At 60.6% G+C, this 26,459-nt stretch carries 24 protein-coding genes; 15 read left to right on the top strand and 9 right to left on the bottom strand.

The genetic code is table 11. The features are described from left to right. The first annotated feature begins 41 nt into the window (after nt 1–41). On the top strand, nt 42–785 hold the full coding sequence (locus I6E60_RS07060; protein ID WP_231601154.1) for a PKD domain-containing protein: 744 nt from the start codon (nt 42–44) through the stop codon (nt 783–785). A gap of 18 nt (nt 786–803) precedes the next feature. On the opposite strand, the gene I6E60_RS07055 is transcribed toward I6E60_RS07060, so the two are convergent. Continuing rightward, nucleotides 804–1,595 (bottom strand): class I SAM-dependent methyltransferase, encoded by a 792-nt coding sequence (locus I6E60_RS07055; protein ID WP_197179470.1) that lies wholly within the window; start codon nt 1,593–1,595, stop codon nt 804–806. Between the two features lie 23 nt (nt 1,596–1,618). Here I6E60_RS07055 and I6E60_RS07050 point away from each other — a divergent pair, with 23 nt between their 5' ends. Next, on the top strand, nt 1,619–3,643 hold the full coding sequence (locus I6E60_RS07050; RefSeq protein ID WP_197179468.1) for a M3 family metallopeptidase: 2,025 nt from the start codon (nt 1,619–1,621) through the stop codon (nt 3,641–3,643). A gap of 371 nt (nt 3,644–4,014) precedes the next feature. Here I6E60_RS07050 and I6E60_RS07045 read toward each other — a convergent pair whose 3' ends face one another. The 7 genes from I6E60_RS07045 to clpX all read right to left on the bottom strand — a co-directional run bounded on the left by I6E60_RS07045 (nt 4,015) and on the right by clpX (nt 13,266). Continuing rightward, nucleotides 4,015–6,249 (bottom strand): TIM-barrel domain-containing protein, encoded by a 2,235-nt coding sequence (locus tag I6E60_RS07045; RefSeq protein WP_307841791.1) that lies wholly within the window; start codon nt 6,247–6,249, stop codon nt 4,015–4,017. Continuing rightward, nucleotides 6,249–7,430 (bottom strand): glycoside hydrolase family 15 protein, encoded by a 1,182-nt coding sequence (locus tag I6E60_RS14375; protein ID WP_231601153.1) that lies wholly within the window; start codon nt 7,428–7,430, stop codon nt 6,249–6,251. The genes I6E60_RS07045 and I6E60_RS14375 overlap by 1 nt, the downstream gene beginning before the upstream one ends. Before the next feature lie 74 nt (nt 7,431–7,504). Continuing rightward, complete coding sequence (locus I6E60_RS07040) at nt 7,505–8,746, bottom strand: sugar ABC transporter substrate-binding protein (protein WP_197179464.1); 1,242 nt, start codon at nt 8,744–8,746, stop codon at nt 7,505–7,507. A gap of 55 nt (nt 8,747–8,801) precedes the next feature. Next, nucleotides 8,802–9,629, bottom strand: a complete 828-nt coding sequence (locus I6E60_RS07035) for a carbohydrate ABC transporter permease (RefSeq protein ID WP_197124248.1) — start codon at nt 9,627–9,629, stop codon at nt 8,802–8,804. After that, entirely contained in the window at nt 9,622–10,476 is an 855-nt protein-coding gene (locus I6E60_RS07030; RefSeq protein ID WP_307784410.1) for a sugar ABC transporter permease, read from the bottom strand. The genes I6E60_RS07035 and I6E60_RS07030 overlap by 8 nt, the downstream gene beginning before the upstream one ends. 92 nt (nt 10,477–10,568) lie before the next feature. Then, complete coding sequence (locus I6E60_RS07025) at nt 10,569–11,786, bottom strand: ROK family transcriptional regulator (protein WP_197179462.1); 1,218 nt, start codon at nt 11,784–11,786, stop codon at nt 10,569–10,571. A gap of 202 nt (nt 11,787–11,988) precedes the next feature. After that, nucleotides 11,989–13,266, bottom strand: coding sequence for an ATP-dependent Clp protease ATP-binding subunit ClpX (clpX, locus tag I6E60_RS07020; protein WP_197124245.1), 1,278 nt, complete (start codon nt 13,264–13,266; stop codon nt 11,989–11,991). A gap of 189 nt (nt 13,267–13,455) precedes the next feature. On the opposite strand from clpX, the gene I6E60_RS07015 reads away from it, so the two are divergent. The 3 genes from I6E60_RS07015 to I6E60_RS07005 all read left to right on the top strand — a co-directional run bounded on the left by I6E60_RS07015 (nt 13,456) and on the right by I6E60_RS07005 (nt 15,463). After that, nucleotides 13,456–14,034, top strand: a complete 579-nt coding sequence (locus I6E60_RS07015) for a hypothetical protein (protein ID WP_197179460.1) — start codon at nt 13,456–13,458, stop codon at nt 14,032–14,034. A 65-nt stretch (nt 14,035–14,099) separates the two neighbouring features. Further along, a complete protein-coding gene (locus tag I6E60_RS07010; protein WP_197179458.1) occupies nt 14,100–14,819 on the top strand; it encodes a YcnI family protein in 720 nt (239 codons plus the stop codon). 8 nt (nt 14,820–14,827) lie between these two features. Further along, nucleotides 14,828–15,463: a copper resistance CopC family protein gene (locus I6E60_RS07005; RefSeq protein WP_197179457.1), complete on the top strand. Its 636-nt coding sequence runs from the start codon at nt 14,828–14,830 to the stop codon at nt 15,461–15,463. Nucleotides 15,464–15,479: 16 nt separating this feature from the next. Here the strand turns inward: I6E60_RS07005 and I6E60_RS07000 are convergent, their stop codons facing one another. Beyond that, nucleotides 15,480–16,496 carry a LacI family DNA-binding transcriptional regulator gene (locus I6E60_RS07000; protein ID WP_197109784.1) on the bottom strand — a complete coding sequence of 339 codons (1,017 nt, stop codon included), beginning with the start codon at nt 16,494–16,496 and terminating at the stop codon, nt 15,480–15,482. A gap of 353 nt (nt 16,497–16,849) precedes the next feature. Between I6E60_RS07000 and I6E60_RS06995 the strand changes: the two genes are divergently transcribed. The 10 genes from I6E60_RS06995 (at nt 16,850) to I6E60_RS06950 (ending at nt 26,450) form a co-directional block, all read left to right on the top strand. Further along, on the top strand, nt 16,850–17,677 hold the full coding sequence (locus tag I6E60_RS06995; RefSeq protein WP_197179456.1) for a hypothetical protein: 828 nt from the start codon (nt 16,850–16,852) through the stop codon (nt 17,675–17,677). After that, nucleotides 17,662–19,104: a dihydroorotase family protein gene (locus I6E60_RS06990; RefSeq protein WP_231601152.1), complete on the top strand. Its 1,443-nt coding sequence runs from the start codon at nt 17,662–17,664 to the stop codon at nt 19,102–19,104. The genes I6E60_RS06995 and I6E60_RS06990 overlap by 16 nt, the downstream gene beginning before the upstream one ends. Before the next feature lie 35 nt (nt 19,105–19,139). Further along, complete coding sequence (locus tag I6E60_RS06985; protein ID WP_197179454.1) at nt 19,140–20,099, top strand: nucleoside hydrolase; 960 nt, start codon at nt 19,140–19,142, stop codon at nt 20,097–20,099. Between the two features lie 52 nt (nt 20,100–20,151). Further along, nucleotides 20,152–21,474, top strand: a complete 1,323-nt coding sequence (locus I6E60_RS06980; protein ID WP_197109781.1) for an ABC transporter substrate-binding protein — start codon at nt 20,152–20,154, stop codon at nt 21,472–21,474. 109 nt (nt 21,475–21,583) lie between these two features. Continuing rightward, nucleotides 21,584–22,450: a carbohydrate ABC transporter permease gene (locus I6E60_RS06975; protein ID WP_197109780.1), complete on the top strand. Its 867-nt coding sequence runs from the start codon at nt 21,584–21,586 to the stop codon at nt 22,448–22,450. Nucleotides 22,451–22,459: 9 nt separating this feature from the next. After that, complete coding sequence (locus I6E60_RS06970) at nt 22,460–23,338, top strand: carbohydrate ABC transporter permease (RefSeq protein WP_197105920.1); 879 nt, start codon at nt 22,460–22,462, stop codon at nt 23,336–23,338. A gap of 9 nt (nt 23,339–23,347) precedes the next feature. Continuing rightward, complete coding sequence (locus tag I6E60_RS06965; RefSeq protein WP_197179453.1) at nt 23,348–24,199, top strand: hydroxypyruvate isomerase family protein; 852 nt, start codon at nt 23,348–23,350, stop codon at nt 24,197–24,199. Continuing rightward, the gene (locus I6E60_RS06960) at nt 24,196–25,092 is read left to right on the top strand and encodes a 2-hydroxy-3-oxopropionate reductase (protein ID WP_197105922.1); all 897 of its coding nucleotides are present in this window, start codon (nt 24,196–24,198) and stop codon (nt 25,090–25,092) included. Before I6E60_RS06965 ends, I6E60_RS06960 begins: the two co-directional genes overlap by 4 nt. 3 nt (nt 25,093–25,095) lie before the next feature. Continuing rightward, nucleotides 25,096–26,148, top strand: coding sequence for a HoxN/HupN/NixA family nickel/cobalt transporter (locus I6E60_RS06955; RefSeq protein ID WP_197179452.1), 1,053 nt, complete (start codon nt 25,096–25,098; stop codon nt 26,146–26,148). Beyond that, nucleotides 26,148–26,450 (top strand): urease subunit gamma, encoded by a 303-nt coding sequence (locus tag I6E60_RS06950; protein WP_197105924.1) that lies wholly within the window; start codon nt 26,148–26,150, stop codon nt 26,448–26,450. Before I6E60_RS06955 ends, I6E60_RS06950 begins: the two co-directional genes overlap by 1 nt. The last annotated feature ends 9 nt before the right edge of the window (nt 26,451–26,459 follow it).

The following is a 26,459-nucleotide window of genomic DNA, read 5'->3' as shown; positions in this document are numbered from 1 at the left end:
GTTGCTTGCTGATAGGCAGCGTAGCGAGTTCGCTGCCCGCTATGGCTTGTAGTTTCGAGGCGAATGTCGCCGGCCAATGTGCCACGGCGGAGTCCGACACAGGCGCTGTAGAGATTGAAGGCTCCGCTGTTCTGCCAGGTTCTGGCGGCGGAAACCACGACTCCGACTACGACGCTGACGGCGTCGCCTACATTCCCGTCGACGATGAGCTCGACAGCGTCGAGGAAGCGTGGTGCGACCTCCAGCGCATCGAATGCGTGCCGTGGACTCCGCCGGCCGAGGACGCCGACGGCGAGACCGGCCCCATCACGATCTCGGACATCGCCAGCTTTCGCCCACAAGCCCCCGCCGCAGGGATGCAACCCAACCAGTGGATGATCGTCGGCCTCGACACCAACTTCTACGCCACGACATCCGCCCATGTTGTCGACGGCACCCTTTTCGGTGGCACCGCGCAAGTCAGATTCACCCCCATCGCCTACAACTGGGACTACGGCGACGGCAGCACCGCCACCACGAGCAACCCCGGCAAAACCTGGGACAAATACCGGATCACCGAGTTCGATCCCACGCCCGCCAGCCACGTCTACGAAGAACCCGGCAACTACACGATCACCCTCGCCGTCACCTACGCCGCCGAATACCGTGTCGCCGGCAGCAGCTGGCAGAACGTCGTCGGCACCCTCACCATCATCGCGCCGCCCCTCACAGCGACCGCCGGGCACGCCACCACAGTGCTCGTCGACCAAGACTGCATCGCCAACCCCACCGGCATCGGCTGCTAGAGGCGCCCGATGCTGGCGCTAAACGCGCGCCAGGATCTCCCCGTGCGGCATCGCCATCCATCCCTCAGCCGAATCAGCCCACTCGCGCCACGCAGCGCTAATCTCCTGCAACACATCCGGAGTCGCCAACGACTTGCTCAGAGCATCCTCGGCAAAAGCCGATTGGAGCACCCGCGCCTCCCACATGCTTCCCCACCACTCCCGGTCGACGTCGTCGGAAAAGTTCCAGATCGATGCCGACGTGGTGACGTCAGCCAACCCGGCCTGCATCGCCCACGACTTCAGCCGCCGGCCCGCATTAGGTTCTCCCCCATTGCTGCGGTGCACCGCGTCGTAGAGGTCGGCCCAGACCTTCAGCCCCGGCAGCTCGGGGAAGCAAATGGTGCCCGCATAATCGACGTCTCGCACCGCAATGAGTCCGCCCGGTTTAGCGACGCGCTTCATTTCCACGAGAGCCGCGACCGGATCACCCAAATGCTGCAGAGTCTGATGCGAATGCACGAGATCAAAAGTGTTGTCCTCGAACGGCAACGCATAGGCGTCGCCCACGATGAAACTCAAGTTGGCGGCGGTGAAAGCCGAGGCTTTTTCTATCGCTGCGGGAGCGGCATCCAGCCCGACAACGCGGCCGGGGGCCAATCGGTCGGCAAACTCCGCTGTGATCGTGCCCGGCCCGCAGCCGATATCGAGCAACGAACGCCCTGCCTCAAGGTGCGGCTCGAAGTACGCCGCGGAGTTGGCGATCGTGCGCCAGGTGTGCGACTTCAACACACTTTCATGATGGCCGTGGGTATAACGCTCGCTAGTCATACTGACGAGAATAGAGTGGATGCATGACCAATCCTTTCTTTGAGCCCAGCACGCTGCCCTTCGGCATGCCCCCCTTTGCCGATATCGAAGATGAGCACTTCGCACCGGCCTTCGACAAAGGCATGGCAGAGCAGCTCGCAGAGATTGAAGCGATCACCTCGCAGGCAGACGCGCCCACGTTCGAGAACACGATGATCCCGCTCGAAAAGAGCGGCCAGCTGCTCAACCGGGTTGCCACCGTGTTCTTCAACAAGACGTCAGCCGATGGCGATGCAGCCTCAGATGCACTCGAAGAAGTCATCGCTCCCCAACTTGCCGCGCACAATGACGCCATCAGCCTCAACAGCGCGCTCTACGAACGCATTCGCAGCATCCGTGAAGGCCTCGACGACACCGAGTTGGATGCCGAAGCCCGCTACCTTGTTGAGCGCTATTTCACCGAGTTCACCCTCGCCGGCGCCGGCCTCTCCGAAGACGCCAAAGCGACCCTGCGCGACTACAACTCGCGCCTCTCCACTCTCACCACGAAGTTCGAGAAGAACCTGCTTGCCGACACCAACGATCTTGCGATTGTTGTAGACAGCATCCAGGAGCTTGATGGTCTCGAGCCGTCAGAGATTTCTGCGGCTGCCGGTGCAGCCAACGATCGTGGACTCACGGGCAAATACCTCATCACCTTGATTCTGCCCACGAACCAGCCCCACCTTTCGGTGCTGAAGAATGCTGATGTTCGCGGCCGGGTGATGGCGTCGTCACGTTCGCGTGGCATCCGCGGTGGCAAGTTCGATAACCGCGAACTCGTATTGGAGATTGCGAAGGTGCGTTCGCAGCGCGCCGCCCTTCTCGGCTACGAAAGTCATGCCGCCTGGGTTACCGCCGACGAGACAGCCCAAAACCCGCAGCGAGTCGCTGACATGCTCGGCAAGCTCGCTCCTGCCGCGGCACGCAACGCTCGCGAAGAGCACGCTGCGTTAGAAAAGCTCGCGGGCACCGAAGTGACCGCCGCTGACTGGGCGTTCTATGCCGAGAAGGTGCGCGCCGAGCAGTACAACGTCGACACCACCCAGATGCGCCCCTATTTTGAGGCCGAGCGCGTGCTGCGCGACGGAGTGTTCTTTGCGGCGACCCAGCTCTACGGCGTCACCTTTACTGAACGTCGCGACCTGCCGGCATACCACCCCGACGTTCGTGTCTTCGAGGTCACAAACGAGGATGGCAGCGAGGTCGGCCTCTACACTCTCGACCTCTACACGCGCGACTCGAAGCGCGGCGGAGCGTGGATGAATTCGCTCATCTCGCAGTCGGACCTGCTCGGGCATCCAGTGATCGTCACCAATAACCTCAACGTGCCGAAGCCCGCCGCGGGTGAGACCACGCTCCTCACCTACGACGAGGTCAACACGCTGTTCCACGAGTTTGGACACGCACTGCACGGCCTGTTCGCTCGCGTGACGTACCCGAAGTTTGCGGGAACCAACACCTACCGCGACTTTGTTGAGTTCCCCAGCCAAGTCAACGAGATGTGGATGCTCTGGCCCGAGGTTCTCGATAACTACGCCAAGCACTACGAGACCGGTGACCCCATGCCCCGCGAGATTGTGGAACGCATCCAGGCCAGCGCCGCGTTCAACGAGGGGTTCCTCACGAGCGAATACCTCGCTGCCGCCCTCATCGACCAGGCTTGGCACCGCATCACCGCCGATGACGACGTGACGGATGTCGCGGCGTTCGAAGCGCAAGCGTTGGCCGAGGTCGGGCTCAACAACCCCGCGGTGCCGCCCCGGTACTCGAGCACCTACTTTCAGCACATCTTCGCGAACTCGGCCTATGACGCCGGCTACTACTCCTACATTTGGAGTGAAGTGTTGGATGCCGACACGGTCGAGTGGTTCACCGAAAACGGTGGACTCACCCGGGCGAACGGCGACCGCTTCCGTACACGGCTCCTCGGCGTTGGCGGGTCGAAGAACCCGCTCGAAGCGTTCCGTGACTTCCGCGGCCGTGATGCCGAGTTGCAGCCCCTACTGAACCGTCGCGGACTGAACTAGCCCGCAGCACCGCCACTGCGCTCGGCGCCCCAACTGGGCGCCCAGTCACGCCAGAAACGCGGCAGTCTTTTCGGAGACTGCCGCGTTTTTTGCGCCACAACCGCGCGAACTCAAGGGACGCATTGTCCGAAACTCCTACCAAAACTGCACCTGAGGACGATTTATTGTGCTCGCTTCACAAAAAATCGTGAAAACCTTTCGCTAACCCCCAGTGGTCGTGCACAATAGTGCGGGTCGCGCTTGTCGCGCCCCCCTCAGTCTTAGACGTCACCTAGCACGGTGTCCTGAGGGCGATCTCTTCGCAGCTTCCCCCGAATTCGGCTGCGATGCACTTGCCCGGTGCGATCGCCCTCAGGAACACCACTTCCTGTCTAGCTCTTAAAGACAGGCGCCAGACGATCCCAGGCCTCAGCCCGCACATACACGGGCACCTCATCCCACGGCACTGCGCGAGTATCGACGCCGCCGCCCGCGACCCGTTCGCCAGTGAACGCGTAAACCCAGCCGCCACGAGGAAGAGTCGCCGTGTGTTCGGTGGCGCCCTCGTCGATCACGGGCGATACGAGAATGTCGCGCCCGAGCATCCACTGCAACGGTTGCCCCCAGAGGCGTTCATCGTCGGGCCAGTCGAAGAACAGCGGCCGCATGACGTTCGTGCCAGCAGAAACCGCCCACTCGCTCTCGGCGGTGAGGTACGGCACGAGACGCTCGCGCAATTCGACGATGCTGCGGCTCATCTCGAGCACGCGCGCGTCCCCCGATTGCTCGGCGATGTTCCAGGGCGTTCGATCACGACTCGGTGATCGATGGTGATTGAACTCCGAGTGGTACTGCATGATCGGCACGAAGGCCGCGGCAGCGAGTGAACGAACGTAGAGCTCTGCCGTGGGCACGTCGCCACTGAAACCAGCGAGATCCCAGCCCCAATAAAGGATGCCGCACGCGCTCGCGTTGAGCCCGGCGAACAGCGACCAGCGGAAGGCATCCCACGTGGAATTCTCGTCTCCGGCCCAGAAAGCTCCATGGGCTTGCGATCCCGTATACCCGGCGCGCGAGAACGTCACCGGCGCTTTGCCAGCGCTCCTGAGGAGATCGCCGTAGGCGCGGGCGTAGTGCACCGGGAAGGTGTTGTTCTTCTCGTCGCCGCGGCGGCCATCCTGATAGTGCAGTTCAGAGCCCCACGCGTGCTCACCACCATCAGTCTTGAAGCCGTCGACGCCCATGTCCTCTACGAGGTAGCGACGCTTCTCCGTCCACCACTGCGCAGAACGTTCGTCGGTGAGATCTGGCATCAGCGAGAGCGGGAACCACCAGCCACGATTGCGGTACGGCTTGAGCGCACCGCGCGGCGTCTCATCCTGAATGAGCACGTTGTCTCGCTGCGCGCCCTCGGCATCGAACCGCGCTTGCCCCACCGGATGCGGGCGCATCTTGATGAGCGGGATCTGCCACAGCAGCACGCGCACATCGCGATCATGCAGCTCGTCGATCATGCCTTTCGGGTCGGGCCACGCACCCTCCGCGGGAAAACTGAAATCGTTGAGCCGCAGCGGCCCACCGCTGTCGTTCGGCGCGTAGTGCGCGTCCCGCCACACCGTGAACGTGCTTTCGTCGCTCCATGCCTCGATAACGACAGACCCGACCGGGATGCCGTGCTCCCGATGGGCATCCATTTGACGCATGACCTCGGCTTGAGTGTTCCATTCGTTACCGCTCGCCCACAAACGGTGAACCCAACTCGGCAACACTTCGGGGCGCCCGACCTCACCGAGAAACTGATCGAGAACTTCCGCCGGCGTTCCCGCATAGCCACCAACCGACAGCACTTCGGATGCGTCACTGGGCGAATCGACCTCTGATTCGATCCGCAGCAGGCCGGCATTGCTCTCGGCTACGTCAAACCACACACGTCTGCTGGTGCGCACATGAAAGCCCCACCCGCGGGCGCCGATGACGTGAGCGAATGGCATCGGCAGGTACGTCTTGCGTTCCGCACCCTGAGACTTGTACTGCTCGAAAACAACCGAATCAAGGCTCGCACCGCGCTGGTCGAGGGCATCAAACCGTTCGCCGAAGCCGGAGACGTGCTCGCGCTCGTCGAGCCGCAGTGCGAACCGAACCCGGTGGATGCGTTCGCCGTCGTCGAGAACAGTGGTGCTGCCGGCGACAAGGCCAACCGTCTCGTCAGCGGCAACGATCGAATCGGGCGCAGCGCGCCATCCGGCCACTCGCACGTCGAACCAGCGGGTGAACTGCGAGCGCGGTGCTGCCGTGGGGCCACCGACGAACCGATAGCGATACCGGGCCGTTGCTCGGAGCTGGGAAACATCAACAGCGAAACCGGTGCTCGTTCGTGCCAGTTTCGCTTGCGCCGAGGCGAGGTGGCCGCCGTCGACGGCCTGACCCCGCGAGCGCTGTTGCACTCGCTCGAGGGCGAAGTCGGTGACCGACTGTCCGTCATCCCATTCGAGAGTGACAACGTCGACATCCGCTGTGGCACGAACGCCAAGCCGGAGGGCCTCGCCCGCAATCGGAACGGCGGGGTGACGTTGTTCGGTGTCGACAGAGTACGGATGTCCCGAACCCAGTGGTCTATGCCTCAGCACTAGTCGGTCTCGCTTTCGTTTCTGAAATGATTTTCGGTGGTCGCGACTGACGCCGGCCACTCTGCTGGTGGCGAGTACATGCCAATCTCGACGGCGAGGCGCACATACATTGCGTGACTCCAAAGCAGCGGTGTAGCCACACTCCCCCAGCGTTCCTGCCATTCGGCAACACGGCTGGGATCAAGCAGGTCATCGTCGACTTGTTCTGGCAGGAATCCCTCCGCAGTCACCGTGCTGGCCGCCCACTCCAGTTGGTTGCGTGCGCGTGCAGTGTCTCCGCCGGCCGCATAGGCCAATCCGAGCATGCAACTCAGTAGCGGCCATTGGCCACCGCCATAGAACGTGTCGCCGAGGTAGCGATGCACACCACCGTCGACCGTGAGTTCGTGGTCGATGCGCGCGGTAGAAGCAGCGGCGAGAGCGCTCGCGCCATCCACAACGGCCAGCGGGGAGATGAGCGCGGCAAGGGAACCGTCGACGGCAACTGACCCTAACCATTTGACTAGGTGGCCGTCGCGAACACCATCCAATTCGATGATCTCTCTGGCAGCGGTCGTGGCGACCGTCGCTCGGGTGGCAATATCAGCGGGGAGCACATCCGCGGATACCGCAGCACTCAGCCCCGCAATGACGCAGCCGAGCGTTGACACGTGACGTTCGGTCTCGAACTCTTCCCACCAGTCAAAGCAGGGGCGCTCCCACGTCGCGAGCAGATAGCGGACGGAAAGCTCGATGCCTTCACGCCACCGCTCAAGACCGAGCCCGTGTCGCCGGGAGTGCGCGACTGCCGCCCACATCCACGTGCCGTAGCCGTCGGTTTGAAAGTCCCACCAGTCGTCGTCGCCCTCGGCGCCATCGAAGGTAAAACGGGTAGCAAGCATCTGGGAATTATCGAGCGGAGTGCCTGCCGCTTCGGCTCGCTCGATGGTCTCGATCTGGGCCCGGCGAGCGATAAGGATGCTCGCACACCAGTCGAAGAAGCGTGAGGCAGATTCAATGGCGTTGGCGCTCGACATGCCATCAGCGATGAAGGCACCGTCACGAAACCAGGAGTAGCCGGTGTATGCCGAAAAGGTAGGGCTGGCGGGGTACGCCCCGCTGGGGTGCTGCAACGTGGAGATCAGCTCGACGCTGTGCGCTGCGAGCGACGCGAGTGACTCGTCGTCCAGGCGTGAAGTCATGAAGTGCCCTCCTGGGCCGGCTGGGAGTGAGACCCATCTCGCGTCAACGGGATGGGCCTCACTCGGGAGACGTACTATCCGATTACGGCGTTGATGCGTTCTTCAGCACTGGCCAGAGCGTCGGCGACTGACTTGCGTCCTGCCTGTGCTTCGATCAGTTCCTCGGTGACGATGTCTTGCATCTCCTGCTGGCCGTTCTCGACCAGTGGGGTAAGCGCAATCGTGTCGAGCGAGTCAAAGACGGCCTGGCGGTTAGCCGGAGTGTCCTTGGTCAGGTAGACGGCGAGTTGATCTTCGTCGCTCGTGGGAGGAAGTTCCCAACCGCTATCGAGACGAACATCGATCATTGTCTGCGACGACGTCAAGAATTCGGCAAACGCGGTTGCTTCGGCAATGTGGTCGGATGCTGCTGACACACCGACCGCGTTAGAGAACACTGCGCTGGCCTGTTGGGTATTTCCAGGCTCAACGGCGATGTCCCACGCGAATGGTGCGTCGGCAAGTGCACCGAAGACCCAAACGCCGGAGTGCATCATGCCGAGCTTGCCCTCGAGGAACAGGTTAGTGTCGAAGTCTGCTGTGCCCTGACCCTCTTCAATCGTGGGCATTACAGTGCCGCTCTTGTCTGTGAGCCACTCGGCTGCCTCGATGCCTGCCGCGGTATTGAACGCGACGGAGGTTCCGTCGTCACTCAAGAACGATGCACCGTTCTGGTCGAGCACCTTGTAGAACTCGTAGAACGACACCGGCTGGTGGTCACCCCAGGTTCCGCTAGCGGAATCGGTGAGAGCTTCCGCTGCCGCTTGCTCGTCAGCCCAGGTCCAGCTACTCGTTGGGTAGTCGAGTCCGGCCGCATCGAAGAGGTCAGCGTTGTAATACAGCACAACATCGGAGAATGAACTGGGCAGCCCGTAACTGGTGCCGTCAACGGCATACGCGTCGATGAGCGACTCACGGTAGGACTCGGGGTTAGTCACTTCGAGAGGCGCGAGTGAACCGCTCGAAGCCAACTGCGGAAAGAAGTCGTAGTTGGTGTCGACGACATCCGCCACTGTCCCGGCCGCGAGGTCGGTTTGGAGGGTTGTGAAGTAGTCGCCGTAGGGAAGCGTCGTGATGTCAACAGTGACGTTGGGGTTCTCTGCCTCGAACGCGTCAACGATCGTCTGAAGGTTGTCTTCGTTGCCGCCCGAAGAGGTGAAATTCGAGTAGGTGATCGTGACCGGGCCGTCTTCGGCGGCAGGTTCGCTGGCGCAGGCACTCAACAGCAGTGCTGAGACGCCGACGATTCCTCCCGCAGCAAGTAGTGAACGTTTCATGCTAGATATCTCCTTTGATGTCAGGTTATGAATGGATCTCTGGTGCCTCGGGGCCTTATTTGATCCCTGAGCTTGCGACGCCCTGAATGATGTACTTTTGGGCGAAAATGTAGAGCGCGAGCATCGGCAAGATGCTCACGATCGAGCCGGCCATCACGACGTCCCACGCGGTCGTGTACTGACCTTGAAGCCCCGCTAGAGCGATCGGCAGTGTCTGCAACTCGGGTGAGCGCAGCACGACGAGTGGCCACAAAAACGCGTTCCAACTGCTCATGAAGGCGAATACGGTCAGCGTTGCGAGTGCGGGGCGGATGTTCGGGATGATGATTTGGGTAAACACTCGGAAGTGACCAGCACCATCAAGCTTCGCCGCCTCATCAAGCTCTCGGGGAACCTGATTCACGGCCTGGCGAAGCAAGAAGATTCCAAAGGCGCTCGCAAACGTCGGGAGCAGCGCACCGAGGTAGGTGTCGAGCAACCCGAATGCCTTGAGCTCAGCAAAGAGCGGCACGATGAGCACCTGGAGCGGAATCATCATGGTGGCGAGGTAGACCGCGAAGACAACGCCGCGACCGCGGAACGGCAGTCGACTGAAGGCGTAGGCAGCGGTGGCACTCGTGAAAAGTTGCGCCAGCGTAGTCACGAGGGCGAGCCCAATACTGTTCGCGACGACCCGACCGAATGGTCGCTCCGTAAACAGTGTTTGGTATGCCTCGAATGATGGGTTTTCGGGCCACAGCTGTGGAGCGATGGAAAACCCAGCGCCCGGAGTGATCGAGGTGATGAACGTCCACAAGAAGGGGAAGAACATCGCAATCGCGCCGGCGATGACAACGACATGCAAGACGATCGACCGGGGGCGAGTGCGCGGCGACTTAGCCATAGTGAACCCACCTCTTTTGTCCAATAATTTGAATGACGGTAACCGCGAGAATCACGATGAAGAGCAACCAGGAGAGGGCGGATGCTTCGCCCGCAGCGCCGTAGCGGAATGTGAGGTCGTAAATCTGCTGCACGACCACCTGCGTTGATCCGCCCGGTCCGCCGCCCGTCATTGCATAGACCTGGTCGAAGACTTGGAACCCATTGATCAGCGAGATCACGATGACAAAGAACGTGCTTGGGCTCAGCATCGGGAGCGTGACATTGAAGAAGCGCTTCCACGCCCCAGCGCCATCGACTTTGGCGGCGTCATACAGATCGGGGTTGATCGTCTGCAGCCCAGCGAGCAGGATGACCATCACGAAGCCGAGGTCTTTCCAGGAGCTCGCAAGGATGATCGAGACCATTGCCCAGTCGGGGTCGGTCCACCAACCGGGGCCATCGATGCCGAACCAGCCAAGCGCGAGGTTGACGACACCGTTGTTGGGGTTAAGCAGCCAACGCCAGACAATGGCCACGGCGATCCAACTCGTGACGACAGGCAGAAAGTAGATGCCCCGCCAGAACGAACGCCCTTTGAGCGCTTGGTTGAGCGCGAGCGCTAACGCGAGTCCCCCGATGTAGACGAGCGGCAGGTACCCGGCGATGTAGCCGATGGTGTGCAGGAAGACTTGCCCGGTGCGTTCGTCGGCGAGAAGGGAACGGTAGTTTTCCCATCCGATGAATTCCATCGGAGTGATCAGGTTCCACTCGGTGAAGCTAATCCACGCGGCCGCGACCATGGGTCCAAGCACGAAGAGGGTCAGCGGGATTGCGCTCGGCAGCAGGAATGCGAGCACGGTAAGCACATAGCCTGCGCTAGCGCGTTTCTTCTTTCGGCTGAGGGGCGCGTATCGCGGTGGTGGCGCCGCTGGCGCTCTGAGAACGGTCGGGAGAACCATCAGGAGCGCTCCTGCGGGGAGGCCTGCTGCACGAGACGCTGACGGACGAGGTCACCCTGTTCTCCCGCAATCCCCTCAGCGTCGAACGGAGTCGCAAGTACGAGAGTGGCAGCGCCCTGAGCCCAACTGGCGTCTTGCCAGGTCTCGACAGCAACCGGGATGCCCCGTCGCGCGGGAATGAGCGCAGCGCGGAAAGCCGGTTCGAAACCATAAGACCAGTGTCCCCAGTCGGCTGTGCCCTCCCCCAGTAGGATCACGACCTCAGGATCGAGCACGTGCACAAGCCCCGCAATTGCTCGGCCCAGCAGGTGGCCAGCCTCGCCAAAGACGGCGATGGCAGCCGGATTTCCACGATCTGCTGCGTCACGGAGTGCCGCAACTCCTGCACCGGGAGCGATGACGTTGCGATCGCGAGCCGTCGCCACGAGCGCGCTCTCCGACGCGAATGTCTCAAGGCATCCGATGTTTCCGCATGTGCAGCGGGGACCATCCTCACGCACCGGAATGTGGCCGATTTCGCCAGCACCACCTCCGAAGCCGCGAACGATGAGACCGTCAATCACGATTGCGGCTCCGATACCGGTTCCAATCGTCACGGCGAGAAAGTTGCGATGACGACGGCCGAGACCGTAGAGACGCTCCGCCATCGCGAGAGCGTTCACGTTGTTTTCCACGAGAACGGGGAGTCCCAGTTCGCGACGCAGAGTTGCGCCGATCGGCACGTTGTTCCACTTCAGCTGCGTGGAACTCACCACCCCCGCGGCTTGAGAATCGACGGAGCCGGGAACGCCCACTCCGATGCCGAGGAGCGGCGCGGATGAGCCGCCAGCGATGAAGGATCGAAGCAACCCAGCGAGTGACATCAGCATGGTGGTCGCCGCGGCATCAAAGGGCTCGCTAGCCGTTCGCAGCACGGTGCCATCGATTCCGACCTCAACGAATGCCACGTGATCGGAGGCCACCTTCACGCCAACCGCGCGCCCAGCGCTCGAGACGAGGCCGAGCATCCGTGCCGGTCGTCCGCCCTGCGATGCCTGGTGTTCGAGTTCTCGCAAAAGTCCGTCATGAAGCAGGTCTTTAGTGAGTTGCGTCATGAGCGCCGGTGAGAGGCTCAGCGTGCGAGCGAGCTCAGCACGGGATGCCGGACCGTGTGCACCCAGGTGAGCAAGGATTGCTGACCGGTTTACATCGGTACGTGCCATCGGACGAATCGCCATTGGTTCCCCTTAGTTCAGGACTAAACAAACCATAGAATTAAGTGCGTCTCTCTGTCAATGGCCACGAGACCACCGGCACAGGCAACCCAGTGTTTCGGCGCGACAGAAGGCACACTTCGGGCGTGTTCGCGGTCGCGTGCGTGCCCGAAAACGAAAAAGCGCAGACGACCCAGTGGGTCGCCTGCGCTTTTATGCGGTGCGGTTAGGCCGACTTCTCGGCACGCACGGGTTCACGAGGAATGATCGTGGGTGCTGCGTTCTCCAGCACGGCCGCCTTCGTCACAATGACGCGGCCAACAGTTTCGTCGGATGGAACATCGAACATGATTGGACCGAGCACTTCTTCGAGAATCGCGCGAAGGCCACGAGCACCTGTCTGACGCAGCACGGCAAGATCAGCGATTGACTCGAGTGCATCGCGTTCAAACTCAAGCTCAACGCCGTCGATTTCGAACATGCGCTGGTACTGGCGTACGAGCGCATTCTTTGGCGTTGTCAGAATGTCCATAAGAGCCACCTGGTCGAGCTGTGTAACCGTGGTTACAACAGGCAGACGACCAATGAACTCAGGGATGAGACCAAACTTGTGGAGATCTTCTGGCAGAACTTCGCCGAAGAGGTTCACATCGTCGCCCTTGCTGTGCAGCGGAGCACCGAAGCCGATGCCCTTTTTGCCCGCACGGTTCGAGATGATCTCTTCGAGACCAGAGAATGCACCGGCAACGATGAAGAGCACGTTGGTGGTATCCACCTGAATGAACTCTTGGTGCGGGTGCTTGCGACCGCCCTGCGGCGGAACAGAAGCGACAGTGCCTTCAAGAATCTTGAGGAGCGCTTGCTGCACACCCTCGCCTGACACGTCGCGGGTGATGGAGGGGTTCTCTGCCTTGCGAGCGATCTTGTCGATCTCATCGATGTAGATGATGCCCGTCTCAGCACGCTTGACGTCATAGTCAGCAGCCTGCAGAAGCTTGAGGAGAATGTTTTCGACATCCTCGCCGACGTAGCCAGCCTCGGTGAGCGCAGTGGCATCCGCAACGGCAAAGGGCACATTGAGGCGCTTAGCGAGAGTTTGTGCGAGATACGTCTTTCCGCAACCGGTAGGACCGATCAGCAGGATGTTCGACTTAGCGATCTCGACATCATCAATCACGGCATCTGCCGAAGTGATGGTATTGCGGGCACGAACACGCTTGTAGTGGTTATAGACGGCTACCGAAAGCGAGCGCTTAGCTGCTTCTTGGCCGATGACGTATTCCTCTAAGAAGTCGTAGATTTCACGCGGCTTAGGCAGGTCAAATTCGCTCGACGTTTCTTCGCCAGCTTCAGCAAGACGCTCTTCAATGATCTCGTTGCACAGATCTACGCACTCGTCGCAGATATAGACGCCCGGACCGGCGATCAATTGCTGTACCTGCTTTTGGCTTTTGCCGCAGAAGGAACACTTGAGCAGGTCCGCGCTTTCCCCAATTCGGGCCATGCCGGTTCCTCTCCTTGAGTAAATACCTTGATAACGAGCCTAACCCGATATTCGTTCAGTCTCCGTCACAATTACCGGCGGCGTTTCGGCGAGTCTCCCTCATCCCCTCAGCCCGTGCTCGCCCGATCTAGCAGCACCGCAATACGAACTAGGCTTGAGTAGCTAACGCCGCCGATCAGAAGGAGCCCGATGCATACCCGTGCCATGCGCGTGCTTCGTGGCAGTCTCGCGGCGCTGTTCGCAACGTTTGCGGCAGCTATTTCTCACCAAATCGCGGGCGGTGTCGCTCCGTCACTGTTCGGTATTGGCGTCTCGCTGGTGATCTCAGTCGCCATTTGCACCCTGTTGGCCGGACGCACCGTCTCAATGGTTCGCCTGAGCGCCGCCATTCTTGCCAGCCAGGGGATGTATCACACGCTCTTCAGCTCAATGCTGGCACCGGAAGGCATCGCGCCACACGACATGGCGGCCATGACATTCGACTTCAGCTCGGCGGCGCAAACCGCGGATTCTGCCATGTCACTCTCGCATCTCGCGGCCGCCGTGATCACTATCCTGATGTTCCGCTACGCCGAGGTTGCCTTCTGGGGGCTGTTCGAAACGGCCCGCGTCTTTGTGTCGCGGCTTCTCTCATCCGCGAGCATCGCCGGAACACGCATTCTCGAGTTCCGCGTTGTGCCTGTCGCAGCGCCGGCAACGCCGCTTGTTGCACGAGTTCTCTCCATCACGCGTTATCGGGGCCCACCAGCCACCATGCCTGCGGTTTAGCACTACGCCGCCCAGCATCCCCGATATTTGTCGCACTTTCGCGACCCCTTTTGAGAAAGAAACTAATGAAGAATTTCACTAAAGCTGCACTCGCGCTCTCGGCGGGAGCCGCCCTCGCCATTGCAGCACCACTCGCCGCCATGGCCCACGTCACGATCGATCCCGGTCAGGCAAACCCTGGCGACTACGCCCTCATCACGGTCAAGGTTCCCAACGAATCTGAAACCGAAAAGACGAACCGGGTTGAGCTGTTTTTGCCTACCGACACTCCCTTCACGAGCGTACGTTTCGTGCCGGTAGCCGGCTGGGATGCTCAACTCGTGCGCAGCGAACTGCCCGAGCCTGTCATGATCGGCGAAAGCGAGATCACGGAGGCGGTGACCTCGATCGTGTGGACCGCTCAGCCCGGCTCAGAGCTCGGTGATGGCGGACTCTTGCTGCTGCCCGTCTCCCTCGGCCCGGTTCCTGATGTCGGAAGTGTCGTACTCGCAGCAGACCAGAGCTACACCGATGGCAGCGTCGTGAGCTGGAACGGTGTCGAAGAGGATGCAGAGAAGCCGGCGCCGATCCTCTACGTCAACGACGAGGCGGTCGACCACCACGACGCTGCAGCTGACAGCGACACTGGTGACCACGACGCTGACGAAACCGAAGAGGAAATGCACTCCGCCGATTCCGCAAGCAGCGGCGACCCGGTTGCCCGCGGTCTCGGCATCGCCGGCCTCGTCGCTGGCCTCGCCGGTCTCGTAGCAGCCTTCGCCTTCCGCCGCCCCACCGCAAAGTAGTTCACCCTATGCGTCAAGCTATTCGCAGAGGCGCCGCGTTCGGCGCGGCCACGCTAGCAGCACTCACGCTGCTCGTGGCCGCGCCCGCGTACGCGCACAACTACCTCGTCGAAAGCACGCCGCTTGAGGGCGACACCCTCACCGTGCTCCCCGACGAGTTCTCGGTCACCACAAACGACACCCTGCTCGACCTTGCGGGTGACGGCGGCGGGTTCGCGATTCAGATCTTGGATTCGAGCGGCGGGTACTACGGTGACGGTTGCTTCACCATCCGCGATGCAACGCTGTCGACCGGCGCGACCCTGGGTGAAGCAGGCGACTACCGGATGCTCTGGCAACTGGTCTCCGCCGATGGCCACACCGTGTCAGACGAAATCGACTTCACGTGGAAACCGGATGCCGACCAGACGATCTCCGACCCACTGAGCGGGCCTCCAGTCTGTGGCGGCGGAACACTTGAGGAGTCCACTCCCCCGGCAGATGCAACCGACCCAGCGCAGGACGAAGCGGATAGTGACGCTGCTGCCGCAGACGCCGGCACGGTCGTGCTCGTGGGCGGAGCAATCGCCTTGGTCTTAGTTGCGGGAGTAGCGATCTTCTTGATTACTGCGAAGCGCAACAAGGACGAGAAGGACGAGTCTTAGCAGGCCGAGCCAGCCATTATCTGCAGCCGCAACTTTCACGAATGGTGAGGTCCAGCGGAAGAACACGATTGTGGGGCGCTTCTTGAGAACCCGGAGTTGCGTCAAGAAGAACATCCACCCCGAGCGAGGCCGCAGTGTGGAACGGTTGCTGGACGGTCGTGAGGCGGGGCAAGACGATGCTCGATTCCTTGAGCCCATCGAAAGAAATGAGCGCCAGGTCCTCGGGAATGCTGAGCCCCGCTTGCGTCGCCGCGGTCATGATTCCGAACGCTTGCTCATCACTATGGACGAAGATTGCCCGCGGGCGCGTGGGTCGCGCAAAAATATCCCGTGCGAGCGCGAAAGCGCTGTAGCGATCGAATTCGCTCTCGAATACCTCGTGGTCGTCGACCTTCATACCCTTTGCCTTGAGAGCATCGCCCCACCCGGCTAGTCGGTCGCTGACTCCATACAGGTGCGCCGGGCCAGAGAAACACGCAACGGATTCGTACCCGTGGTCGAGTAGGTGAGAGGTGGCGGCGAAACCTCCACCACGGTTGTCGACCAGTATCGCGGTCGCTCCAAGCTCGCTTGCCGGGCGGTCGAAAAACACGAGTGGTGTGTGGTTGCCCTCAAGCACACTAGACGTCTCTTCATGACTTGAACGACGCTCGTCCGTGCTTCCGACGAAGAGAATCCCGCGCACTTGGTGCTCCATGAACGACCGAAGGTGGCGTGCTTGCCTCTCATCGCTATTCATGGCGTTTCCGAGCAGCAGAGAATGGCCACGGGCAAGTGCGGAGTTCTCCACCTCGATGGCAAGCTCGCTGCAGTAGGGGTTGGTGATGTCCGAAGCGATCAGCCCCAATACCGTGCTGGAAGCTGAGGCCAAAGCACGAGCAGTGGCATTAGGGCGGTAACCGAGCCGAGCGACCGCATCGAGCACACGCTGTTTCGTCGGCGCCGCAACATTGCGGGGGCCGTTGTTCATGACGTAACTGACAACGGCAGTAGAGGTTCCCGCTTCGCGAGCAACATCGTCTCTGGTTACCACGGTGTATCCGATTCCCCGTTCAGCAGTGCTTTCCCCTGTGCCGTTCAAAGCACGTTGACGGCGCACACGCCGCATAAACGATCATGTCGCAATCCAGGGTGGATGGCTAAAGAAAAATCACTTTACCCGAAAAATATCTACGCGGGTAGGCAATAAACATGCGTGCAGAAAGAATTCACGCAAATTTACATGTTTCTCAGACGTTAAATCTGCGTAATCAGTGGTCCGTTTTCAAAATTAGTGCTTGACCCTGACAAAGCGGTCTGTTTGTATAGTCCACAATCTACCCGCGTAGATCGCTAAACAAACCTCACATCGCACGTTCATCCGGCGATTCGAAAGGAACCAAGGCTGTGGCTCTTTCCTCACTCCCCTCGCCTCACCACCACGCACCAACCTGTGCCCCCGTTGTCACGGCTGATGTGCCAGCGTGGGTAGCGAAGGCCCAGTCGCATTCTGATCACCTGCTCTCCTTAGCGGGGCCCGTTGCGCATCGCGCCGAGGTCGTCGGTGTCCTCGCCGACGACGAGGCTGACTGGACTTTCGGAAACTTCATGTTGACGTGGTTGGACTCGAGCCAAGAAGTTCGCCGCATTTGGCATCTTCCCAATGCAGCATTCTTTCTCCGACTCATCGAGATCGCTTACGCTCCCGTGCTCGACGCGAACCCGTCGTACCGCACATTGCTGACCGACACCAGCCGCATCCAAATGTCGATCACAAACGACATTCTTCAGATTCAGCTCGACGGGCTCGTGGACGACTACACAATGATCCGACACCACGCCCTCATGCTCTTCAGCTCTGCACTCTGGCTCGATGAGCCTCAACGGAGCCAATGGCTCGACCTGTACGACGATCTCGTGACGTACGTCGATTCCCGCCCAGAAGGACGACCCCACGTTGACTCACTCGCAGCGGTCGAGAGCGCAGCTTTCGCTGACTTCGTCACGTTGGCCCCTCAAACGCTCACCGCGGAAAGCGCCGACGCACTCCTGAACGACCACGAGGCGCTCGCCCATGTTCTCGACTACCAGCTTTACGCCGGGGTAGCCATCGGACTCCTGTGGCGGGAGTACCGAGCCCTCGATGAAGCAGAGCGAGACGAGTGGTACCGCACGCAACTTTCCGAACGTTACCTAGACACCGATTATCTGAAGACTGAATGGATGGCACAGTAATGTCCCACGATCACAGCGCCTTCGCGCCTGCCGAGCAGCTTGACCTCGTCATCGCGAACGCAAAGATTCGTTCCGACGACGACGCGCTTTACAACATCGGCATCAAGGGCGGCGTCATCGTCGCGATGTCGAGCAACCTGCAAGATCTGGGCTACGCGGCCGAAACCACAGATGCTGCGGGCCGCTGGGTGATTCCCGGCGCGATCGATTCCCACGCTCACATCAACCAGCGCGCCGACGAATACAACCACATTCCCGGCCTTGGTCCGGACGACAACTTCTCCGCTGAGTCGCGCGGCGCACTGGCCGGTGGCTGCACGACTGCGCTCAACTACGTACAGTTCGGCACCCCGTCGCTTCTTGACTCGTTCCACGATGGTCTTGCCGCAGCACGCGCTCAGTCTCAGATCAATGTGATGTTCCACGGCTGCCTCATGAATATGGGCCAGGTTTCGGAAATCGAACAGGCGACCAAGGAAGGCATGCGCACCTTCAAGATCTTCATGCCCTACCGGGGTGAAGAGGCCAAGAACCTCGGCGGAATCGGAAGCCTCAACCACGCGCAAATGCGGGAAGCCTTCGCCGCGATCGTCGCGAACGGCGCTCAAGCGTTGGTACACGCCGAGGACGGCGACATCGTCGACGCGGCGATGCAAACGGAGAGCACCGCGGGGCTCGACTCACTCGCAGGGTGGGAACGTTCGCGCCCCACCATCGCCGAAGGGGACGCCGCGTGGACTGCTCTCTACCTTGCCGAAGAAGCAGGCTGCCAAGTATCGATCGTGCACGTCTCCAGCTTGGAAGCCATCAAAGCTCGGAGGGCTCTGGGGTACCCGGGAGCGGCGCTCGAATCATGCGTCCACTACATGGTGCTCAGCACTGAGTCGGCAATTGGTCCGGAGGGCAAAGTTGCCCCGCCCATCCGCGACCGCAGTCTTTCCGACGCCATTACCGAGGCAGTTCTCGCGGGCGAGATCGATTTCTTCGGATCCGACCACAACGAATGGCCAAGCGCCGCAAAAACTGACTGGGAAACTTCCAAGCCTGGATTGCCCGGTATCGGCCTCATGCTCCCGCTGCTCTTGACGCACCTTGTCGTGGACAACGGCATGAGCATGGAAAGCCTCATCGAACTCACCTCGCGCAATGCCGCCGTGAGATTCGGTCTCGAAGGCAAAGGCAAGGTCGCAATCGGTATGGATGCCGACCTCGTCATCCTTGAGGAAGGTGAGCGAGTCGTACGGATCGAAGATCTTCACTCGCCCATCGATTACTCGCCCTACGCCGGCATGACATTGCGGATGTGGCCGAGCGTGACCGTATGCGGCGGCGTCGTCGTCTTCGCTGACGGCGAGTTCCCACGCGAGGACTTCCGTGGAGAAATGCTGAACGATCGCTTCCGGACAGACCCCGCACTCGCGGTCTGATCCTCATCATCACCAACCAAGAAGGAGCACATTACATGCCACGGTCAATCATCCTCGATGTCGACACAGGAACTGACGACGCGATTGCAATCATGATGGCAGCGCTATCGCCAGAGATCGACCTCGTTGCGTGCACCACCGTGTGGGGCAATCGTCCGGTCGAGAATACGACTGACAACACGCTTCGCGTGCTCGACTACATCAACCGCTCCGACATCCCTGTCTATCGGGGACTCGATGAGCCATTCGGCCCTATCGGCGTACCGCAGCCCAGCCCTTCGGACGATCACAGCGGCGGAAAGATGCACCCGAAGGAGCTCGACCTCCCGCCCGCCACCTCGGTTGCTCAAACGCAGGGCGCTGTCGAGTGGTTAGTCGAGACGCTGCGAGCTCGTACTGAACCCATCACGCTGGTGCCAGTCGGTCCACTGACAAACATCGCGGCTGCGATCACCCTCGACCCCTCGATCATCGAGAAGGTCGACGAGATCGTCATCATGGGTGGCGCGCACGCTTTCGGCAACGCAACGCCGTCGGCAGAATCGAACATCTGGCATGACCCCGTAGCTGCTGACGTCGTTTTCAAAGCCGGCTTCAAGCGAGTTGTTCTGGTTCCCCTCGACGCGACGCACGACGCACTCGTCACCGGAGCACAGGCATCCGAGCTTCACGCTCTCAGTACCCCCGCTGGTCTGGCGACCGCGATCTGTATCCAACAGCGCATCGTCGCCCACGATGAAAGCCAGCCACAGGCGATTCCCGACAGCGCCCCCATTCACGATGCCGTCTGCATCGCGTATCTGCTCGACCCCGCTGTCCTTCCTCTTAACCACCTTCACGTCGGCATCGAGACAACAGGAGTGCGCACCTTCGGCAGGACTGTTATCGACGTTCGTCACCGAGGCATAGAAGAACCGAACGCCTACGTCGCATTGACGGCGAACGCTGACGTCTTCTATCGACTGCTGAAGGAGTGTGTCTCTATCCAGCGATAACCACTGCTCTTCACGTTTCGAATATTTCGCTCCACCTAAGCAAGGGAAAACAATGAAACGCAACATCGCAACACTGAGCACGGCGGTCGGGACGGTAGCCATTATGGCTCTCGCCGGATGTTCTGCCGGCTCCACCCCCACCATCGCAGGCTGCGAGGACGGCGTAACGGAACTCTCCGTACTCCGCGCAGAAAACAACTCCCCCACTGACGAGCAATTGGATGCCTACACAGCCGCCAACAAATGCGTCATTTTCACCGTGGACGAAGTTCCGTTCGGCAACTTGGCAGCAAAGATCGCGGTACTCGCGCCGTCGTCGAACCCGCCAGACATTGTCGGATTCGACGCTCCAAGCACCGCGTCCTACGCATCGCAGGGCTTCTTGCTTCCCCTTGACGATTACCTGCCCGATGGCTGGTTTGACGACGTGACGTCAGCGACGTTGACAGAGAACTCGTGGGACGGCCAGGTTTACTCGCCCGGCAACGAGCAAGACACTCTCTCCTTGTACTTCAACAAGGAGCTGACTGATGCAGCCGGCATCACACCTCCCACCTCTCTTGACACCGCGTGGACATGGCCAGAGGCGCAAGCCGCAATGCTGACCTGCCAGGTATCGGCAACCGAGGCTGCTGGGTCGACCGTGTACGGTCTCGCACCGTCACGACTCGGAGACGGCACCCCGGGAACGTCGTACCGCGATCAGCTCTTCTTGCGCAGCATGGGAGACCCCACTGCTCCTGAGTCATCATCGGCGTACAAGACGTTCTATGCAATCTCTGACGACGGAACCACTGTCGATGGCTGGCTGAACACGCCTGAAGCTATCGAGGGTGCGACCTTCTACCAGAACTTGTTCGAAGGCCCGGATGCTGTGACGTCGAAGACTGGTCTTCCCAATGCGCTGATCGATGGCAAGGCGTGCTTCGACCTCGAAGTGAGCTCCAACGCTACGACTCTTACTAACGCGGGAGTGGACTTCGGTGTGAGCCCGACGCCGTATCTCGTTACCCCTGTTGTGCACACCGGCGCTGTGACATTCGGCGTCACCGCACGTTCGAACAACGCGGAGGCCGCGGCCACGGCCGTTGTCGCTATGGACACCGGTGACCAGTACCTCGACTGGGTTGAGAACAACCTCCGGATTCCAGTGTTGGTGTCGACGACCGAAGCACTGCCTTCGCTCAGCGAAGCACCGTTGAACATTCCCGTCGAAGAGATCCAGGAGTGGGGCGTACCGCGTCCTCCCGGACCGCACTTCGACGCGTATGACCTCTACGTGACTGCAGCGCTGAAGAACATCGCTTACGGAGCGGATCCGAAGACTGAGCTCGATCAGGCAGTCGCCAAGCTCGACCCGATCCTCTCGAAGTAGAACAGGAAACATCGTCATGCATTCTGGCCCGATCGATTCCACGCCGCTCGCGGTCAGAGACCTGGGCGGAAGCACTTCGCTTCCGCCCAGGCGCAGATCGAAGAGCGCGATGGGGAAGGGCGCACTACCTGCGCTTGCCTTCCTCACCCCGTTCCTTCTGCTTCTGCTGGTCTTTCAATACATTCCGCTGGCAGTCATGGCTCGCAGCAGCGTGCTCGACTACAGCCTTTTCAGCCCCGACAACGCAACCTTCGTCGGTGCGGACAACTTCATCCGGATCTTCACGGATGCAGAGACAATCCAGTCGCTGCTGATCACGTTCGCGTTCATTCTCGGTGTCCTTGTTCTTGTCGTCCCTGCGTCCTTCGCACTGGCGGTTTTTCTCAACGGCAAGCTGCCCGCTCGGGCTCTCGTACGCACCATGATCTTTCTTCCCGTTGTCACCTCGTCGGTTGTCGTCGCGACACTCTGGACGTTCCTGCTCAATGAGACGGGGTTGATCAACTCGGTGCTCGCGACAGTTGGAATTCCGTCCGCAGGTTTTCTCACCGACACCACCCAAGCACTCCCCGCCATCATCGTGATGACCGTCTGGCAACAAGTGGGCCTGGCAACCGTTCTCTTTCTCGGTGGACTGCAAGCAGTTCCCGCCGAGCTCAGCGAGGCAGCACATATGGATGGAGCCGGGCCCCTCCGTCGCACGCTCAGCATCACTCTTCCGCTGCTCTCCCGCACGACCCTGTTCATTGTCGTAGTGATGACTGTCTTCGCACTCCAAGCATTTGCGCCGGCGTACATCATGACGGGTGGCGCCCCTCAGGGCACGACGAACCTCATCATTTATCACATCTACAAGACGGCGTTCATTCTTCAGCAGCCGGGCTACGCCTCCGCAATGGCGCTCGTCGTGCTTGCTTTCGCCATCATCATCAGCTTGATCCAGATGCGGCTACTTCGCACTCGTTGGAACTATTAGGAGGACGCCATGACTACTCAACGCATAGCGGAACCACATCAGCTTCGCCGACTCCCCATGACTATCGCTCGCTTCGGCGTCTCGTTTGTAGTGATTGCCATCATCGTGGGCGCATTCCTCCTGCCCTACCTCTGGATGGTGTCGTCTGCATTCAAAAATCAGACCGCGATCTTCGATGATCTCAACCCGCTCTCGTGGAAGGTATTTCTTCCCGTCGGCGGAACGATCGACAACTTTGTGGCGCTTTTCGAAAAAGGAATCGGTCTCGCTCTCGTCAATTCGCTCATCGTCGCGTTCATCCAAGTGGGCGGCACCCTGGTGGTCTGCACCCTCGCTGCCTATGCGTTGACGAGAATTTCGTTCAAGGGCCGCGGCGTGGTCTTCGCGGTGATCCTCGCAACATTCATGCTTCCGGCAGAAGCGCTTGTCGTGCCGATGTATGGGGTAATTGCTGGCCTCAACCTGCAAGACACACTCCTCGCTGTCGCGCTTCCCTGGGTCTCGAGCGTTTTCGGGCTCTTCCTTCTGAAGCAAGCCTTCGAAGAGATCCCGATGGAGTTGGATGAGGCGGCACGACTCGATGGTGCAGGACACTTCCGGGTGTTCTGGTCGATCATCCTTCCCAACGTGCGCACATCGTTGGCAACTCTGTGCCTCGTGACCTTCTTGTTCTCGTGGAACGCATTCCTCTGGCCGTTGACGGTCGTGCAAAGTTCTCAGAATCAGGTCATTCAGGTCGCCATTGCCCAGTCGGTATCTGCGGGTGAGCTGCCCAACTGGGGCTTGACGTTCGCGGGCGCCGCTGTGGCCACAGTGCCACTGATCCTCCTCTTCCTCTTCGCTCAGCGCTTCTTCGTGCAGGGCCTCGCTTCTTCCGGACTCAAGTAAGGACATCGCATGAACTCCCCCCAACGTTCCACCTACGTCGCCAATTGCTCGCTGCTGTTCCAGGAGTTGCCCCTCCTCCAGCGGCCAGCCGCCGCCTATAACGCTGGTTTCGATTCGATCGAATATTGGTGGCCGTTCGATTCTGCTTCGCCCACTGATAGCGACGTCGACAAGTTTGTCGGGGCTATTGACGATTCCGGAGCGAAGCTTGTCGGACTCAACTACTTTGCTGGTGACCTTTTCGGGCCCGATTGCGGTGTCCTCTCTCTTCCCGACCGCCAAGCAGAATTTCGCGACAGCGTGGAAATCGCAACGGCCATCGGTTCGCGCCTCAACGTGGGAGCGTTCAACGCGCTCTATGGAAACCGAGTCGAGACCTCGACTCCGGAAGCACAGGATGAGCTCGCGATCCAGAGCCTCGGCTTTGCCGCCGACGCTGCCGCCACCATCGGGGCGACAGTGCTCATCGAAGCCGTGAGCGGCCCCAAGCCTTATCCGCTGCGTACCGCGGCGGACGCTATCGCGGTGGTAGATCGCGTCCGGGCATCCGGATACTCCAACGTTGCTTTCTTGCTCGATATTTTCCACTTAGCCGCGAACGGGGATGACGTTTCAGCCGCTATCAAGAGTCACGCCTCATCCGTTGCGCATGTACAAATCGCGGACTTCCCTGGCCGAGGAGAACCCGGCTCCGGAACGCTCGATCTAGACCGCTATCTCAGCGAATTGACCGAGCAGGGCTATACCGGGGCGGTCGCGCTCGAGTACAAGCCGTCCACTGGCGACACTCAAGCCAGCATCGCCAATCTCAATGATTTCCCATCGATCACAGTTTCAGTAACGAGAGGTTCTTCACTATGACAAAAATTGCATTCATCGGTCTCGGCATCATGGGCGCGCCTATGGCGGCCAACTTGGTTGCCGCTGGCCACGACGTCACAGGGTTTAACCGCAGCCGTGCCGCCGTCGACACGTTCATTGCGCAGGGCGGGTCAGGCGCACAGAGCGTCGAAGAAGCGATCGCCGGCGCCGAAATTGTGGTGACGATGCTGCCGGACTCCCCCGATGTCGAGTCTGTATTGAGCGGCGAAAGCGGCGTGTTCGCACGTGTGCCGCAGGGCACCCTCGTCATCGACTTTTCGACGATCCGACCGGATGTTGCTATCCGGTTGGCCGAAGAAGCAGCGAGCTCAGGGATTCATATGCTCGATGCGCCGGTCTCGGGTGGTGAGGCGGGAGCTGTGGAGGGTGCACTATCCGTCATGGTCGGAGGATCAGCCGAGGCTTTCGCTCAGGCTTCCACCGTCTTCGACGCTGTTGGATCAACGATCGTTCACGTGGGCCCGTCAGGTTCTGGTCAGACGGTAAAGGCTGCAAATCAGCTCATCGTGGCCGGCACGATGGAACTCGTCGCCGAAGCTCTCGTCTTCCTCGAAGCCCACGGAGTAGACATGGAGTCCGCAGTGAAGGTGCTTTCGGGAGGTCTTGCCGGCAGCACAGTTCTCTCGCGGAAAGCTCCGAACATGCTCTCCAGAAACTTCGCACCGGGCTTCCGTGTGACCTTGCACGACAAAGACTTGGGAATCGTTACGGCTGCGGCACGGGAGGCGGGGGTCGCTATTCCTCTCGGAGCCGTGGTGGCGCAGCTCATGGGTTCGCTCAAAGCCCGCGGCGACGGCGACCTCGATCATTCGGCATTGTTTACCCTCGTCAGTGAACTCTCCGGTCGCAGTGACGATCAGACCGAGGGATAAGTCGTGAGCCTGCCGTCACGGTCTGCCACGACCACACGCATGAACCGCCCCTGGGGCGTTCTCGGTGCCATCGTTGCGCTCCACGTCGTCGGGTTCGGCGCGCTCGTTCTCGCGAGCGCGCCGTCAGCAGCGGACTCCTCGGGCGCAGCGAGCGGGTTGGCCGTCGCTCTCGGAATCGGGCTCACCGCCTACGCGTTGGGAGTTCGTCACGCTTTTGATGCCGATCACATCGCCGCCATCGACAACACGACCCGACGACTCGCGACGTCGCCCCGCGAAGCGCGCGGCACCGTCGGTTTTTGGTTCGCGCTGGGGCATTCGACGATCGTCACGGTCCTGTGCGTGCTTCTTATGGCATTCGGGCAGGCACTGGAAACCGCCATGGCAGCTGACGGCTCAGCGGTTCAGTTCACCACGACTGTCTACGGCCCCACGATCTCAGGAGTCTTCCTGCTCGTCATCGCCGCTGCCAACATTATTGCGCTCACCCGTTCCCATAGTCACGGAGTTCGTGGCCCCGTCACTTGGCTACTCGGACGTTTCGATAAGGCTGTGGATCGATCAAGTCGAATGTACGTAGTCGGTCTGTTGTTCGGACTCGGCCTCGATACCGCCACAGAGATCTGGCTTCTCGTCCTGTTGGGCGCAGCCGCTCTCTCGTCTACTTCGCTGTGGGCTGTGCTCGCGCTTCCCATTCTGTTCGCAGCAGGAATGACCGCGATGGATACCCTTCAAGGCCTCATGGCGAGCCGCGTTTACCGACCAGGCTCGCGCTCCTCACGCGTCCAACGAGCCTTCAGCGTCGGAATGACTGTCGTCGCTGTCACCGTCGCGGTTGTTGTCGGTGTCGTGCAGCTCGCTTCGGCGGTTACTGCATCCGGAGGAACTGCGGGTGTACTGAATTGGATCTCGGGTGCCGAAGTGTCATCTCTTGGCTTCGTACTAGCGGGGCTCATCCTTGTTGGCTGGCTTGTTGTGCTGGCAATCGGACGATCACACAGCGATCGCACCTCTGCATTCGTTACTCCTCAGCCGATGATGAAAGAAGGCGTCTGATGCATCTCACACCTGCCGATACCGAAAAACTATTGCTCAGCGTTGCGGCGATGGTCGCTCGGGAGCGACTCGACCGCGGGGTCATCCTTAATTACCCGGAGAGCATTGCGTTGCTCAGTAGCTGGGTAATCGAACGCGCCCGCGACGGCGCGCTCGTCGCCGACCTCATGGACGAAGGCCGGGAGGTGCTCACGCGCGCCCAAGTGATGCCCGGTGTCGCCGACATGATCCGCGACGTTCAAGTCGAAGCAACTTTTCCCGACGGTCGCAAGCTCGTCACCTTGCATCACCCCATCCAGTAAGAGGGAGAT

Origin of the sequence: Salinibacterium sp. SWN167, assembly GCF_015864665.1 — a bacterium.
Taxonomy (GTDB): Bacteria; Actinomycetota; Actinomycetes; order Actinomycetales; family Microbacteriaceae; genus Rhodoglobus.
The sequence above is the reverse complement of the archived record's forward strand: the minus strand, read 5'-3'. Positions and strand labels throughout refer to the sequence as shown.